This is a genomic window from Mediterranea sp. ET5 (genome assembly GCF_023337025.1).
Classification (GTDB): domain Bacteria; phylum Bacteroidota; class Bacteroidia; order Bacteroidales; family Bacteroidaceae; genus Phocaeicola_A.
Genome location: NZ_JAMBLN010000002.1, coordinates 19,493 through 34,927, shown reverse-complemented (window position 1 = coordinate 34,927; position 15,435 = coordinate 19,493). Strand labels below are relative to the sequence as shown.

Here is a 15,435-nt window from a genome sequence, read left to right as displayed (position 1 = left end):
TTCAAAAGCTTATTCCTATTCCTACATTCATTTCCCACCAGTCCGCAGCAATCGTTGTGACACCGGCGGACAGCATCAGCATACGCCAACGATACATGGCTCCCAGTTCGGCAGAGAGTCCTTCCACTGAACGGGGTGCATGGCGCAGATAGGTATCTTCGATGGTCTGCCACACCAACGTACGCTTGCCATATCCCAAACCTTCATACAGGTAAAAGGTACCGAACAGGCGGTGCATGGCTCCGGCAGTCAAGAGCCAGCGGGCATCTTCCGTACGTCCGGTATAATAAGGGAGGGAACCGTCTGCCGTATAACCCTCGTCGTCACATGTACCGACCGTAGAGGGGAGAGACGTAAAATTAGTTTGTCCATAGACATAGGCACCGTGCCTGCGCATCACTCCCAACCGCAATCCCGCAGAGACTCCGTCACTGATGCCTGTACCAACCAATGCTACCATCCTCCAGGATTCTTTCGCCCGGCGTGCTTTCCAGCTGACCGGTTCCGGTTGTGGAATATCCGACGCCACTCTCCATACAGCTACGGGGTGCATTTCAGGAAAAGGAACACCCCATCCATTGGCATCCGGCAAGGGCTCTGCAAGCACCAGCTCATAGGTCAACCGCGATTCTGCCGCAGGGTCCAGACAATAGTCGCGCAGGACGCCCCACCGGGGATGTTTCACCGTGAGTAGACGGGTCCCGTGCGGCACATAGAGCCAGACCTCCCCCACCTCATCGACCCGTTTTACGATGCCCAGTGGTGTAGAGAATGCGAAATCCTTGCTGCCCACCACCTTGATGAGTGCGCAAGCCTCTCCGTTCAGGTCGCGCACGGGATGGATGTAGGCAGAGATGTCGTTCGGCATCACCCGGAAACGTGCCACTCCAAACTTCTGTGCCGCCATCGTGAGGCAACACAAGCAGGCTGCGAGATAAATCATCAGACGTTTCATCCTCATTGCAAATTAAAGTTACGTATGTCGAGTATCTCATCCTCAGGCAACGGGGTATGTCCGTCCGGAAAAGCGTGCTGCCACGTGCGCACATGGATCTGTGGCATGGCTGGGTTGCGGAAGTCCCATAACAGGAACAGATAGCCGTCATCGGAATAGAGGTCCGAACGGTAGGCCTGGCGCAGACTGACGCCATAGATTCCTTCGGCCGTCGGATGACGCATAATCTTGAAGCCACTGAACTGCAAGTCTATATGTTTGTTGGCACGGAACAGTTCCTTGAGTCGTCCGAGATACTCCTGTTTACTCTTGATGTTATAGACCACCTGACGGGGAGACAGATAGCCTTCAGACTCCTGGGAGGAAGCGCGGATGACCGTCCCGACGACAATCAGGGCACGTTCACTGAACAGCTGCTCCAGGAAATCAACGTCCTTGGTCGTATAAGCCGTACGCAGATGCTCCACATAGTTCAGGATGATGCGGCGGCGTTCGGCATCGTCTTCCTCCAACCTGCCGGATACTACTTTCACGGCTTCCGCATAGAAGGGGTTGTCCTTACCGACGGTCCTCCAATCGGGGGCGGTGCGGTGTGTCACACGGACGGGTACTTCCCGTTCCGGCTTCAACGGTTCGTCGGCCTTCTTCACGGAATCCTTCTCCATAACCTTGTCCGCGGCATGAGACGTTGCTTTCTCGCTACGCACGAAGACCTGCGGTATTAGCCTCAACGCCACCGGGTCACAGGCAATGGAGTCCACCCAGCCGACTGCTGCGGTATGACCATCTGCATTCAGCAGGGCCATCCTGCCCGCCTTCCGCACGACAAGGGCATCCGAAGGCAGAAACGGGGAGACAGCCTCATAGCGTGCCGGGGACAGCGGATTCCCTTCGGCATCGGCCAGCTGCCACTGTCCGGCACGGCACAGTGCCATGCGGTCTTTCCCGGACAGATAAATATCGGTATACACGGACGCCACCACCGACCGTCCCTGTCGGTCAATCACTCCACGTCCCTGCTCCGACTGCACCACGGCTCGACCATTCCGGAAAGGGAAAGACTCCACGATGGTGTCGGACAGGAACAGGGCATCGCGTCCCTTCCGATCCATATAGACACAGCGTCCGCTATCCAGCTCACGGCAGTTCAACAGCCCGTCGCTGTAGCGTACGCCCAACAACCGGGAAGAGGTTCCGGGCAGGGTTGCCACCTCTCCGTTCTCATCAATGAAGGCATAGCCCATCCGTCCGTCAGCATCCAGGCGTCCCACGAGAGCGACACCGTCTGCAAAGTCGGCGGCATAATCATACACTGCGGGGAGGACAAGTCGTCCCTGCAAATCCATGTAACCATAATGTCCTGTGTCCGTATAGACCAAGGCACGGGCACACGAGAAGTTATGCATCATCCGGACGGAGTTATCCACGACGGCAACCGTCTCTCCATCACGATCCAGCAAGACAAAGGGCATGTCCGGGGAATGCTGCGCCACAGTGACCCGGTCGAAGAAGTATCCTATCCGATAGTAGCCGCCGGTGTGGCTCAACGGACGGTCCGGCTGTTCCAGTCCGTAAAGGTGTACCCGACCGTCCGTATCTATCGCCGTGAACCGTCCGTTGACTACGGCAGACGGTGCCTGCCCCCACGTTCCGGAAGGAGCAGCCACAGTGCCGTCGGTGGTCAGCAGCCCCCATGCAGTCGTGTCCTCCTCACAATAGGGCAATGCATCCACCGTTTCCTGCGGCTTGTGTACACACCCGAACAGGAGCCATAAGACAATTCCCAACCATCCGATATTTCTCAAACTACGGTTCATCAGTTTCCTTATTCTTAATCTGTTGCCCGATGGACGACTTACTTTCCAAACAGCAGTTTGCGGTCGCGCTCGATGGCAGGCCCGGTCCATGCCTCCGGGATGAACTTCCATTGATTCAGCGGCTTCGGGCTGACGGTTCCTTGCCGTTCGATGTATTTCATCAGGTAATAGCGTAAATCCTTCGGTGTGATCTCCACGATGCGTGTCGCCAGTTCCTCCTTCGGTATGCCTGCGCCGATGGTGAGCAGCTCTCCTCCCCCATTGCCCCGGTACGAATTGATGGCAACCCGGTAGGTGGCAGCCGTGTCAAAAGGACGTCCGTCTGCCATCGAAGTGATGGTAATCTTCTCGCCTTGTGGACGGGTGACATCCACCGTATAGCAGATGCCGGCAGCCGAATCGAAGTTGAAGGCAAAATTCCGGAAGCCGTAACGTGTTCCCGCATTATCCAGCGGAGCCAGCAGCATGATGTGGTCGGCAGGGGTCTGCATCCGGTTGGTCCACAAGGTATAGGAATACTCCAGGTAGTCTTTCACCTCCCGTCCGGTGAGAAGCATCGTATAGAGCATGTTCTCGTAACGGTATAGATTAAACATGTCGCGCATGTAAACGTCCCCGGCACGGATAATCGCGTCATAGGACAGCGGGGCACAGAAAGAGATGTCGGCATGTGTCAGCTCCAGCTGCATGCGGTGAATGAAATCGATGAAAGCGGACGGCCCGAAGTAGGCAGGCTCTGTCTTCAGTGTCTCCGCCACGGTTCCTATCCGTCGGGAGACAAAGGCTTTCACCGTTTCGTAGGCGTCGGCAAAATGCTGCATGAACGCCTCACTGACGCCGTAGAATCCCGTGCGGGTCAGCTTGGCACTGACCTTCTTGTACACCACGCGGTCTTCCAGTTTCGACACCCGTATGTCCACTTCTCCCACCATCACGCCGTTGTGGGCAGGATTGACAATCCACACGGGACGCCCTTCCGTATTGGTCACCGTGTCGCAGAAACGGCGGTGGTCATGGCCGATGAGAATGACATCGAATCCCGGCACATTGCGGGCAATGTCGAGCGTGGCGTCTTCGTTGTAGAAATCAATCTGACGCACCGACTCCCTGCCGGCATGGAACACGCCGACGAGGACATCTGGCTTCTCGCGTTCGAGAATATAAGGCACCCACTGACGGGCACACTCCTCCATGTCCTCAAAATGCAGGCCACTCCACAGATTCTCGGGTAGCCACATGGGAATGGCAGGCGTAATCATACCGAACACGGCGATGTGGACTCCGGCACGTTCAAGCATTACATACGGCGTCAGATAAGGCTTCCCGGTGCGTACATCGATGACGTTGGCTCCCAGGACGGGGAAACGGCAGTCACGTACCCAACGGTCGTAGACAGCATGTCCCCCTTCGATGTCATGGTTTCCCATGTTGCCCACATCACAGTGCAGGTAGTTGAGCATGGAGGCCGCCAGATGTTCCGACTGCGTATCGACAAAGTCATAGTAGTAGGCAGTAGGCTGTCCCTGAAGAATGTCTCCGTTATCGATATACACCAGGCGATCGCCCCACTTCTCCCTCAACTTCTCCAGCAACGCGCATACTCTCGCCAGGCTCCCTTCTGACGGTTGGTCGGTAACGAAGTTGTAGGGGAAGAAGTTCCCGTGTATGTCGCTCGTCTCAATGAGCTTCAGATGGATTTCTTTCGTCTTCAAGATGCAGCGTGTAAGGTTGGTTAATAGGTGGTGGAACGGTGCGTAGCTTTCCACCAGGCGGTGTTGGTCTTGGCTACAGCCTCCGAACTGGTGCTCGGGTCCGAAATGGTCAGCCCTGAGAAGGAATGGATGGGCCGTACGTTCGGTTGCGAAAGGGTGGTATAATATTCGTCGGTGTGCACCGAATAGATAACCGTCCGTGCCAGCTGTTCCTCAAAAAGCTCCTGCAAGTGCTCTCCCCGATTCAACGTGGAGACATAATCGCCCATATCGTAAAAGATTGTTGGACTATAACCGTCTAGCCTTTGAAGATAGCCTAGTAGAGAGGTGTCAAACGTATACCGGGCATTGATTTCATTCATCACTTCAGCCAGGGCATCCAGCTGGGAACAGTCAATGACCGAAAGTGTGCCATAAGGCAGATTGTAGGCAGAATAGAACTCATAGAAGTGGTCGCAAATCGCCTGATAATCGGGTGTTCCCAACAGGTAAGCTCCTATTCGGGCATACGGAAGACCGTAAGCCATCATCTCGCATGTGGAAGCAATGAGATGACCGGTCACGTGACGCAAATCGTATGCTACCTCCACGGATGCCATGTAACAATCGTCAAACAGGATAAACTCCATGGTCATGCCGGCATTGGCAATGCCGTCTGCCAACGCCGTGACATCCGTCTGATAAGCTTTCTCCGTACCGCCGAAGAAACGCGTCAGAGGAGCACCGTCCACATCCCAATGGTATTTGAAGGGAACCAACGAACGTGCCCGGCTGTTGTATACCGGAATCCAGCCCATGCCGTGACAACCGATGGTCATGGCATACGTCCGGGCGGGCGCAAAGGACTTGACATCGTTCAGGATGCCCGTAATCCCCTGCGATGTGGTAAAAGCAGGATCCGTATAACGTTTCAGGATATTGTGCTCGCACTTGCCTTTCTTGCATACAATCTCATACAGCTCGGCCTCATCCGGAGCCGTCGAAAAGAAGACTATCACATGTTCATTCTCCAGCCCACGCTGGCTGATGGCTTGCTCCATATCGGAGATATTTGTCCGGAAATAACCGGTCAGGTTATTCGACCAGGGGAAATACATGAAGAGAGTCTTCTCGGCGAGCCGATCCGTGTCCACCTTATCATCACAGCCTGAAACCGACAGTCCGATAATTACAATCAGGCCGAAAGCCAGACAATTTATCAGTCTACGAAATACCATATATTCAGTTTTTTATTTTGAACGGCCAAAGATAAGAAAAATACGCCACACCCCATGCAAAGCCCGGGCATCTCTTGGTGACTTTCTCCACCTTCGGGTTCAGACAGACGGGTGAAAGCCGGAAGATTTTCACAACTTACCTCCCTGCAAGGGGAGTGCTTTGCGGAGATTCATATAACTTTGCGTGAATTTATCGAAGAAACAAACGACAAACTATGGACAACGAGAAAAGACTTTGGTTCGTCTTCTTCAACGACCAGCTGCTGCTGGAGAAGAAAGACGGCAAACTGACAATACCTTATCAGAACGAGCCTCCAACTCCGGTGGCTGCATGGACGCACATCCACGAACTTTCGATGTTCGACGGCGAAATCTTCAACGCGTATGCCCTCCCGTCACCGGTTCTCGAAAACGAGCGGTTCATCATGATGGGGCTGCGGGCCTCGTTTGAGGTGCTGCTCCCCAGCCAATACCAAAAAGCCGGAAAGGCTCAGGAACTGATTTACTGGGACAGAAATTCCCGCTTCTGCCCGTCATGCGGCATGCCAATGGACTGGCATACCAACATCAGCAAATGCTGCTCGGGCTGTGGTAAGGAGATATGGCCGACGGTGTCGACCGCCATCATTGTCCTGATAACCCGGGGTGACGAAGCACTCATGGTGCATGCCCGCAACTTCAAGGGGGACTACTACGGACTGGTAGCAGGTTTTGTGGAAACCGGAGAGACGCTGGAAGAGTGCGTTGAACGGGAAGTCATGGAGGAAACGGGCTTGCGTATCCGCAACATCCGCTATTTTGCGAGCCAGGCGTGGCCCTACCCCTTCGGACTGATGGTGGGTTTCACGGCTGAATATGAAAGCGGAACCATCAAGTTGCAGGATTCCGAACTCAGCGCCGGGGACTTCTTTCACAAAGACCATTTGCCCAACATCCCCGGCAAGGTGAGTCTTGCCCGCAAGCTGATTGACCACTGGATTGGCAAATGATAGAAAAAAACAGTCCACCGGGGACAGCCGTACAGAACGAGAACCTGAGCTGATGGGAGTTCTGTACGGCTGCCCGGTGGACTATTTTAATCTTGACAAGACAGTTTCAGGGATTCATGCCTTTTTCCGGAAGCGATTGCAGATACTTGCGCTCAGGAAACCAACACAGAAGATGAGCAAGGTGCCAAAGACGATGGCAAGGTTGTCATGCACCAGCGGGCTGATGGTAATCCATGCCACGAGGATGACGCCACAGACGACACCCAGGATGGCATCGAAATTGCGGACAAACTTCCGCGAAAGATACCCCAGCAGGAACAGTCCGAGCATACCGCCACTGAAGATGGATGACAACATCCACCAGGCATCCAGCGCACTGTTGACATTCAGGAAAGCGATGGCAACGAGGATGCCGAGCACACCTATCGCCAAGCTGCCAATCTTCAGGACCAGCAGTTGTTCCTTATCGGAAGCCTGCTTGCGGAAACGCTTGTAATAGTCGGTCAGGATGATGGTCGACGAACTGGTCACGCTGGTTGCCACCGTACTCATTCCGGCAGCAAAAATGGAGGCAATGAGCAGTCCCGTCACTCCCACCGGCAATTCCTGAACAATAAAGAAGGGGAACACGTAATCCGCCTTTGCCAAGATGTCTGCCGGCAGTAAATCAGGATATACCTTATAATAAGCATAGAGCGCCGTACCAATCAGGAAGAAGATGGCAGAAACGGGGATGAACAGGTAACCTCCGAAGAGTGCCGAGAACTTGGCTTCACGCTCACTCTTGGCTGTATGGTAGCGCTGCACGTAGTTCTGGTCGATACCGTAGTTCTGCAGGTTGATAAAGATGCCGTAAATCAGACATACCCAGAATGTGGAGGAACTGATGTCCAGCGAGAGGTCGCCCAGATAGAACTTGTTGTCCTGTGCAGCAATCTCAAAGGTCTGCATCGGACCTTCCGGCATCTTGAACAAGAGGACAGCCAGACACACCAGAGCACCACCAATCAGGATGAAACCCTGAATGGCTTCCGTCCATATCACCCCTTTCATGCCTCCCATCATCGAGTAGATGATAATGGCAATGCTGGTCACTATGATGACCAACTGAATGTTCCACCCCATCAGGCTGTTCATCGGCAATGCCAGCAGGAACAGGATGGCTCCCATACGGGCAATCTGAGTCAGAAGGTAACACATCGAGGCATAGAGCCGCGCCCACACTCCGAAACGCTCTTCCAGGAAGCTGTAGGCTGACACACTCCCGATGTTCCGATAGAAAGGAACGAAATATTTTGCGGCAAAATAAGATGCCACGGGGATGGAAATACTGAACACAAAGGCATTCCAGTCGCCGGCAAATGCTTTTCCGGGATAACCCAGGTAACTGATGCTACTCACGTATGTGGCAAAGATGGACATACCGACTACCCATCCGGGCAGGCTGCGTCCGGCAGAAGTAAATTCATCCGAAGAGGTCTTCTTCTTGAAGAAGGAACATCCCAGCAGCATCACGCCACCGGTAAACACGAGGAATACAATCAGGTCTATAATATGCATAGCGTTCGGGAAGTTTAAAGGTTACAAGGGCAATGCCTCCAAAGCCATACGGACACGCTCACGCTCGGGTGCATTGAATTTGTGGAAGGGAGCTGCCACGAAGTCGTCGCAGATGCCCAATATGGACAGGGCGCATTTCAACCCTTTCAGGTAACTTGACCCGTGCTGTCCGATGGTATAGATGGTGGAGCTGATCTGCATGATGATGGGTTGCAGGCGCTTCAACGTCTCCAGGTCACCAGCTTTTGCGGCATTGTACATGTCCACATAGAGTTTGGGGAACATGTTGGCTCCGCCATTGATACCTCCATGAGCACCCATCAGCACACATTCCGCTGTCATCTCTTCCGGACCGACAAGCATGGCAAAATCAGGACGTTCCTTCATCATGTGCATGACCGACTGGAAGTAGACTCCGTTTGCCGAACTGTCCTTGAATCCGATGACACGGGGGTTCTGTGCGATGCGGTGTACCGTGACGGGTGCAAAGCTGACCTTCACATGCGAAGGCATATTATAAAGGAATACGGGAAGAGGCAGCTGCGGAACCAGGTCTTCATAGAACTCCGCCAACTCCGGTTGCCCGGGTGCAAAATAGTAAGGCGGAGCCGACACGACTGCGGCTGCTCCACAGTCCGCTGCAATCTTCGCCATACGGATACTCTCAACGATAGAAGTGTCGGTGATGCATACCAGGACAGGCAACCGTCCGTTGTTGATGCGGCAGGTTTCGCGAATCATGGCGTGACGCAGGTGATAGCTCAGGCTCTGCTCTTCCCCGGTAGTCCCGAGAATAAACAAGCCGTGCACGCCTCCGGCAATGAGGTGTTCGATCAAACGTTCCAGACCGGCAATGTCCAGCGTGTCGTTGCTTTTCAGCGGAGTGACCAAGGGTGGGATGATACCACTAAGGGGGCTTTTCAAAAGGTTTTCCATAATGTTACAATTTAAAATTAAGGTCGAACATAAGTTTATGTCTACAAATCTATAAAATATCTGTAAAACGGACGTCCTGACCGTCATATTTCTTTAAATTTGCCTTGATTTTTACTTAACACCCAATCATTATGAACCACAAACACTTCCCCACCCTGCTCAGCACAGTCTGCCTTGCCGTAGGGCTGTTCGCCGCATCGCCGACAGTGCTCCTTGCCCAGGTAAAGACCGACGGCATCCCGACACGGGACCAGGTAGGCGCACTCAATCTGCCTGCCGACATCGCCCCCATCGAGGCTCCGTTTGACATGCCCCGGCTCACTCGTCCGCAATTCAAAGCCGACACACTCTCCATTACCCAAACCGGTGCCAAGGAAGGTAAGATGGCAACACGTGCCATCCAGAAGGCCATCGACCGCATGAACCGCCAGGGAGGCGGTACGGTCCTCGTGCCTGCCGGCGTATGGAACACCGGTCGCATCGAACTGAAAAGCGATGTCAACCTCCACCTGGCAGAAGGTGCCGAACTGCACTTCAGCGGCAACATCAAGGACTACCAGCCTGCCGTCTTCACCCGCAACGAAGGGGTGGAACTTTATTCACTCGGGGCCTTGGTGTACGCCAACGGACAACGCAACATCGCCCTGACCGGCAAAGGGAAACTGGTAGGTCCGCCACAGGACTGCGAAATCCAGCAACGCCAGATGCGCGGAGGGGTCATCGAGACTTACATTGATGTCAACACACCGGTCGAGAAACGTATCTACGACGGGAAGAGAGGCAAGTCGGTATTCCTTCCCATGTTCGTATCACCGACCAATTGCCGGAACGTACTCATCGAAGGAGTATCGTTGGAAAGTACACCATTCTGGAACGTAGTGCCTGTCTATTGCGACAGCGTCATCATCCGGGGCATCACCGTACACTCCGTAGGTATACCCCGTGGCGACGGCATCGACATCGAATCCACCCGAAACGTACTCATCGAATACAGCACACTGAGTTGTGGCGACGACTGCTTCACCATGAAGGCAGGACGCTGTGAGGACGGTCTGCGCGTGAACAAGCCCTCGGAAAACATTGTCGTGCGCCATTGCCTGGCGGAAAAGGGGCATGGAGGCATCACTTGCGGCAGCGAGACGGCCGGCATGATACGCAACCTTTATGTACACGACTGCGTGTTCGACGGAACCGGGACAGGACTTCGCTTCAAGACCCGCCGTAACCGTGGTGGTGGCGGTGAGAACCTGACCTACGAACGCATCCGCATGCGTCTCAGCGGACAACCTTTCGTCTGGGATATGCTGGGCAGCAAAACATTCGTAGGCGACCTTGCCATCCGTCTGCCGGCACGCGACATCACTCCACTCACCCCCTCGTTCAGAAACATCACGGCACGCGACATCATCGTGGAGTCGGGCACACAGTTCATCAAGGCACAAGGCATCCCCGAGACACCGGTGGAGAATGTACGGATTGAGAATGTCACCGCCCGGACCGACAAACTCATGCTCTTCCAGGATGTCAACGGAATGACGTTGAAGAATGTCAGCATCGAGTGTCCCGACTCGCTCATCAGGTTGGTCGACGGACGAGGCATCCGCTTTGAGCAGGTACACTTCATCCTGCCGGAGGGAAAAGTTTCATTGGAGAAGGAAGGAGAGCTCAGCCGTGACCCGGAATTCATCCGCTGCCTGATGCGCCCTCAGAAGTGACGGAAGGGCAAGTTATGTGAGTCCTGTTTATAGGTTTTCGGAATTTATTGTTACTTTTGCCCAACCGATAAAACGGTAAAATGAACATTTACTCTAAATCCAACTAACTGAAGATTATAAAGAGACTAGCATTTTTAATGGCATTGGGAATTCTCGCATCGTGCGGGAACAAGCCGGCAGAACAGACCGAACGGAAAACATTGGGAGAATCAGCCTTCCCCGGCGACTTCGTAACAGAAGAGTATGCACAACGTGCCGAAGGGTATGACTGGACAGCCGTCAGCATCACAGCTGCTTCGGATACGACAGCCCACATCAGCATCCGTTCGAGAGCTGACGTGAAGAATCCGACCTGCACATTCGACGGCGACGGTACACTGACACACAACGGAGACACCCTGGTCGTAGCCAAAGAGGGCAGCCACATCTTCTTCACCCTCCGTGGAGACACCTTGTCCATTTCATCGGACGACCCGAGCCTGCTCTACTACTACTGTTCCGGTGGAGCGACTTTGCAGGGCGACTACCTCAAACTGCATGAGGCACTCGACAAGAGCCAGCTCACTCCGGCTGAGCCTCAGCCCGAGCCCTAACCGGTAACAATGACAAACGACAAACCTTCAAACAAAGAAAGAGGAGAGGACATTTCCACATAGGGGATACGTCCTCTCCTCTTTCCATATCCGGAGCACCTGCAAAAGCAGCTGTTCCTTTAGTCTTTGTTATCTTTCAGCTTTTGGAAAATCAGCCCTTCCAGCTCTTCTGCCAATTCGGGATTGTCGGCAATGCACTGTTTGGCAGCATCACGTCCTTGTCCCAACTTGGTGTCATTGTAGCTGTACCATGAACCGCTCTTCTTGATGATGCCCATGTCGGTACCCAGGTCGACAATCTCCCCGGTGCGGGATATACCTTCCCCGAACATGATATCGAACTCCGCTCTGCGGAAGGGAGGAGCCACCTTGTTCTTCACCACCTTCACACGGGTCTGCTTTCCGATGACCTCCTCACCGTCTTTGATGGGCTGTCCCGGGCGGATGTCCAGACGCACCGAAGCATAGAACTTCAAGGCATTACCACCCGTGGTCGTCTCCGGATTGCCAAACATGACACCAATCTTCTCACGCAACTGGTTGATGAAAATACAAGTGGTGTTGGTCTTGCTGATGGTCGACGTCAGCTTACGCAGTGCCTGTGACATCAGACGTGCCTGCAACCCGACCTTATTCTCACCCATGTCACCCTCCAACTCGGCTTTCGGAGTCAAAGCCGCTACCGAGTCGATGACAATGATATCAATAGCCGATGAACGGATCAGCTGTTCGGCAATCTCCAGTGCCTGCTCTCCGCTGTCGGGTTGGGAAATCCACAAATTGTCAATGTCGACACCCAACTTGGCTGCATAGAAACGGTCGAACGCATGTTCCGCATCGATGAAAGCAGCGATGCCGCCACGCTTCTGTGCCTCAGCAATGGCATGAATGGCAAGTGTCGTCTTACCGGACGATTCCGGACCGAAGATTTCAATGATTCTTCCCTTCGGATATCCACCGACGCCCAATGCGGCATTCAACCCGATGGAACCGGTCGGAATCACCTCTACCTCCTGTATGTTCTCGTCACCCAGTTTCATGATAGAGCCTTTACCGAAGTTCTTCTCTATCTTATCCATGGCAGCTTGCAAGGCTTTCATCTTGTCGCTGCCTTCAAACTCCAGTTCTCCATTATCTTTTTTAGCCATATCACTCTTGTTTATTTCAGAATCTGTTGCGCATGCTCCTTGGTCTTCACCTCCTTGGGAGTGATGATACGCTCAATGATTCCTTCTTCGTTAATAATAAATGTCGTACGGAACGTTCCCATATAGGCACGTCCATACATCTTCTTCTCACCCCACACGCCGAATTGCTCCACCAGTTTCTTATCGGTATCCGCGATCAACGTAAAGGGCAGATTGTTTTTGGCAATGAACTTCTGATGGGAAGCTGCACTGTCTACACTGACACCAATCACTTCATAACCGGCTTTACGAAGGTCTTCATACCCATCGCGCAAGCTGCATGCCTGTGCCGTGCAACCCGAAGTGTTATCCTTCGGATAGAAATAGAGCACCACTTTCTTGCCCTTATAGGCACTCAGACGCACTTCTTCACCGTTCTCATTCAGCCCCAGGACCTCCGGGGCCTTATCTCCTACATTCATCATATCAAGCGAATAAATTAAGGATGAAGGACGAGGCTTCCCCCCTCCCTCATCCGAAGGTTATTTTTTAAAGTTCCAAATCGCCGTCGAACACTTCGTGCCAGGGCAATCCCTGTTTGTTCAGCTGCTCCATGAAGGGATCCGGGTCAAACTCTTCCACGTTGAAGACACCCGGCTTTTTCCACAACCCTTTGAGAAACATCATGGCACCAATCATCGCAGGCACACCGGTCGTGTAGCTGACGCCTTGCATTCCGGTCTCCAGGTAAGCGGCATGGTGACTGCAATTGTTATATACATAATAGGTACGTTCCTTGCCGTCCTTCAAACCACGGATGCGGCACCCGATGGAAGTCTCGCCATCGTAGTTCTCACCCAAATCCTGCGGATTGGGAAGAACGGCCTTCAGGAATTGCAGCGGCACGATTTTCACTCCGTTGTAGTCCACCTCATCGATGCGTGCCATACCGATGTTCTGAATGACCCGCAGGTGAGTCAGATATTCCTGTCCGAATGTCATCCAGAAACGTGCACGCTTGATGGTCGGGTAGTTCTTCACCAGCGACTCCAGCTCCTCATGGTAAAGCAGGTAGGAATCCCTCGGACCGATGTTCGGATAAGTCAACGACTTATGGATTTCCAACGGCTGGGTGGTCACCCACTTGCCATTTTCATAGTAGCGTCCGTTCTGCGTGATTTCGCGGATGTTGATTTCCGGATTGAAGTTGGTGGCAAAAGCCTTGTGGTGGTTTCCGGCGTTGCAGTCCACGATATCGAGATACTGGATCTCGTCAAAATGGTGCTTGGCTGCATAAGCCGTATAAATGCCACTCACTCCCGGGTCAAAGCCACAACCCAGGATGGCTGTCAGACCGGCCTCCTCAAAACGCTGCTTGTAAGCCCACTGCCAACTGTATTCGAAATGTGCCACATCCTTCGGCTCATAGTTGGCAGTGTCCAGGTAATTCACACCTGCCTTCAGACAGGCTTCCATAATGGTCAGGTCCTGATACGGGAGTGCCACATTGATGACAATCTCCGGCTTGAACTCATTGAACAAAGCCACCAGTTCGTCTACATTGTCGGCATCCACCTGCGCAGTCTTGATGTTCGGATTACCGATAGCCTTCACAATGTTGTCACACTTTGCCTTCGTACGGCTTGCAATCATCACGTCTGTAAACACGTCAGGATTCTGTGCTACTTTGTGCGCCACAACGGTTCCAACACCACCTGCGCCAATAATTAAAACTCTACCCATTCTGTTTTTATCTAATTTTAAAGTGTTATTGATTATTCTCTGATTGGGTGCCAGCGCGACAGTCTGCTTCCGCCCAGGTGACGGAAACAAATGCACTCCCGTGCTAACGTCGACAAAAATAATATAATTTGTGAAGGAGAGAGCTACTTTCCGCCGTTATTTTTTAGCGGAATGCCATAAAATTGTCGATTGTCACACTTATTTCATACGAAAAAGTTTACTTTTGTATATCCTTATTAATAGAGGACAACAAATACAGAATCTGTCATAAAATCGTAACATGGATATTATATCTTCGTAACAAAGATGCTGGACCTTTGCATCCAGAGAAATGTGTTCGCAACATTAAAAGAAATAGGTATGAACGATATTCGAATTTTGGTCGTCGACGACGAAGAAGACTTGTGTGAGATCTTGAAGTTCAACTTGGAAAATGAAGGGTTCTGGGTCGACACCGCCAACTCGGCGGAAGAAGCCCTCAAACTGGACCTGACCCGCTACAACCTCCTGCTTCTGGACGTGATGATGGGCGAGATTTCCGGTTTCAAAATGGCAAGTATGCTGAAAAAGGACAAAAACACGGCTTCCATCCCCATCATCTTCATCACAGCCCGGGACACGGAAAACGACACCGTCACAGGCTTCAACCTCGGGGGAGACGACTACATCTCCAAACCGTTCTCCCTGCGCGAAGTCGTGGCACGTGTCAAGGCGGTTCTCCGACGTACCGCTGAAACCCAAGCGGCACAACCCGACATACTGACCTACCACGGACTGAGCATGGACATCGCCCAGAAACGCGTGACCATCAATGGAGAAGACGTGGCTCTCACGAAAAAGGAATTCGAAATCCTGAAACTCCTGCTCAAATCACCGGGAAAGGTATTCTCCCGCGAAGACATCCTTGCCAAAATCTGGAGTGATGAAGTCTACGTACTCGACCGCACCGTCGACGTGAACATCACCCGTCTGCGTAAAAAAATCGGCGACTACGGGAAACACATCATCACCCGCCTTGGCTACGGATACTGTTTCGATGAAAAATAAACTTAAACCGTTCCTTTCATAACC

13 protein-coding genes are annotated in these 15,435 nt (G+C 52.9%); 4 read left to right on the top strand and 9 right to left on the bottom strand.

Going from position 1 to position 15,435, the window contains the following annotated elements:
- Nucleotide 1 precedes the first annotated feature (1 nt).
- From M3087_RS01630 to M3087_RS01615, 4 genes are read right to left on the bottom strand one after another with little or no spacing between them, the layout of a single operon-like run.
- Entirely contained in the window at nt 2-961 is a 960-nt protein-coding gene (locus M3087_RS01630) for a hypothetical protein (RefSeq protein ID WP_249093287.1), read from the bottom strand.
- On the bottom strand, nt 958-2,772 hold the full coding sequence (locus M3087_RS01625) for a WG repeat-containing protein (RefSeq protein ID WP_249093285.1): 1,815 nt from the start codon (nt 2,770-2,772) through the stop codon (nt 958-960). The genes M3087_RS01630 and M3087_RS01625 overlap by 4 nt, the downstream gene beginning before the upstream one ends.
- 38 nt (nt 2,773-2,810) lie before the next feature.
- Entirely contained in the window at nt 2,811-4,484 is a 1,674-nt protein-coding gene (locus M3087_RS01620) for a bifunctional metallophosphatase/5'-nucleotidase (protein ID WP_249093284.1), read from the bottom strand.
- 20 nt (nt 4,485-4,504) lie between these two features.
- Nucleotides 4,505-5,701 carry a clostripain-related cysteine peptidase gene (locus tag M3087_RS01615; RefSeq protein ID WP_022384604.1) on the bottom strand — a complete coding sequence of 399 codons (1,197 nt, stop codon included), beginning with the start codon at nt 5,699-5,701 and terminating at the stop codon, nt 4,505-4,507.
- A 215-nt stretch (nt 5,702-5,916) separates the two neighbouring features.
- Here M3087_RS01615 and nudC point away from each other — a divergent pair, with 215 nt between their 5' ends.
- Nucleotides 5,917-6,690 carry an NAD(+) diphosphatase gene (gene nudC / locus M3087_RS01610; protein WP_022384605.1) on the top strand — a complete coding sequence of 258 codons (774 nt, stop codon included), beginning with the start codon at nt 5,917-5,919 and terminating at the stop codon, nt 6,688-6,690.
- 114 nt (nt 6,691-6,804) lie between these two features.
- Here the strand turns inward: nudC and M3087_RS01605 are convergent, their stop codons facing one another.
- Together M3087_RS01605 and M3087_RS01600 are read right to left on the bottom strand one after the other, a co-directional pair.
- On the bottom strand, nt 6,805-8,250 hold the full coding sequence (locus M3087_RS01605; RefSeq protein WP_249093282.1) for a sodium:solute symporter: 1,446 nt from the start codon (nt 8,248-8,250) through the stop codon (nt 6,805-6,807).
- Between the two features lie 21 nt (nt 8,251-8,271).
- A complete protein-coding gene (locus M3087_RS01600; protein ID WP_022384607.1) occupies nt 8,272-9,186 on the bottom strand; it encodes a dihydrodipicolinate synthase family protein in 915 nt (304 codons plus the stop codon).
- Nucleotides 9,187-9,317: 131 nt separating this feature from the next.
- On the opposite strand from M3087_RS01600, the gene M3087_RS01595 reads away from it, so the two are divergent.
- Both M3087_RS01595 and M3087_RS01590 read left to right on the top strand, forming a co-directional pair.
- Nucleotides 9,318-10,901: a glycoside hydrolase family 28 protein gene (locus tag M3087_RS01595; protein ID WP_249093279.1), complete on the top strand. Its 1,584-nt coding sequence runs from the start codon at nt 9,318-9,320 to the stop codon at nt 10,899-10,901.
- Nucleotides 10,902-11,038: 137 nt separating this feature from the next.
- The gene (locus M3087_RS01590; RefSeq protein WP_022384609.1) at nt 11,039-11,494 is read left to right on the top strand and encodes a hypothetical protein; all 456 of its coding nucleotides are present in this window, start codon (nt 11,039-11,041) and stop codon (nt 11,492-11,494) included.
- A gap of 119 nt (nt 11,495-11,613) precedes the next feature.
- On the opposite strand, the gene recA is transcribed toward M3087_RS01590, so the two are convergent.
- From recA to M3087_RS01575, 3 genes are all read right to left on the bottom strand, one after another.
- Nucleotides 11,614-12,642, bottom strand: coding sequence for a recombinase RecA (gene recA / locus M3087_RS01585; RefSeq protein WP_249093276.1), 1,029 nt, complete (start codon nt 12,640-12,642; stop codon nt 11,614-11,616).
- An 11-nt stretch (nt 12,643-12,653) separates the two neighbouring features.
- Nucleotides 12,654-13,106 carry a thioredoxin-dependent thiol peroxidase gene (gene bcp / locus M3087_RS01580; protein WP_249093274.1) on the bottom strand — a complete coding sequence of 151 codons (453 nt, stop codon included), beginning with the start codon at nt 13,104-13,106 and terminating at the stop codon, nt 12,654-12,656.
- Nucleotides 13,107-13,170: 64 nt separating this feature from the next.
- Entirely contained in the window at nt 13,171-14,364 is a 1,194-nt protein-coding gene (locus M3087_RS01575; RefSeq protein ID WP_022385592.1) for a saccharopine dehydrogenase family protein, read from the bottom strand.
- 360 nt (nt 14,365-14,724) lie between these two features.
- Between M3087_RS01575 and M3087_RS01570 the strand changes: the two genes are divergently transcribed.
- A complete protein-coding gene (locus M3087_RS01570) occupies nt 14,725-15,411 on the top strand; it encodes a response regulator transcription factor (RefSeq protein ID WP_106484879.1) in 687 nt (228 codons plus the stop codon).
- Nucleotides 15,412-15,435: the final 24 nt, after the last annotated feature.

Coding starts and splice junctions, on each gene's coding strand:
- M3087_RS01630 (WP_249093287.1), bottom strand. CDS start 961: ATGAGGATGAAACGTCTGATGATTTATCTCGCAGCCTGCTTGTGTTGC.
- M3087_RS01625 (WP_249093285.1), bottom strand. CDS start 2,772: ATGAACCGTAGTTTGAGAAATATCGGATGGTTGGGAATTGTCTTATGG.
- M3087_RS01615 (WP_022384604.1), bottom strand. CDS start 5,701: ATGGTATTTCGTAGACTGATAAATTGTCTGGCTTTCGGCCTGATTGTA.
- nudC (WP_022384605.1), top strand. CDS start 5,917: ATGGACAACGAGAAAAGACTTTGGTTCGTCTTCTTCAACGACCAGCTG.
- M3087_RS01605 (WP_249093282.1), bottom strand. CDS start 8,250: ATGCATATTATAGACCTGATTGTATTCCTCGTGTTTACCGGTGGCGTG.
- M3087_RS01600 (WP_022384607.1), bottom strand. CDS start 9,186: ATGGAAAACCTTTTGAAAAGCCCCCTTAGTGGTATCATCCCACCCTTG.
- M3087_RS01595 (WP_249093279.1), top strand. CDS start 9,318: ATGAACCACAAACACTTCCCCACCCTGCTCAGCACAGTCTGCCTTGCC.
- M3087_RS01590 (WP_022384609.1), top strand. CDS start 11,039: ATGGCATTGGGAATTCTCGCATCGTGCGGGAACAAGCCGGCAGAACAG.
- recA (WP_249093276.1), bottom strand. CDS start 12,642: ATGGCTAAAAAAGATAATGGAGAACTGGAGTTTGAAGGCAGCGACAAG.
- bcp (WP_249093274.1), bottom strand. CDS start 13,106: ATGATGAATGTAGGAGATAAGGCCCCGGAGGTCCTGGGGCTGAATGAG.
- M3087_RS01575 (WP_022385592.1), bottom strand. CDS start 14,364: ATGGGTAGAGTTTTAATTATTGGCGCAGGTGGTGTTGGAACCGTTGTG.
- M3087_RS01570 (WP_106484879.1), top strand. CDS start 14,725: ATGAACGATATTCGAATTTTGGTCGTCGACGACGAAGAAGACTTGTGT.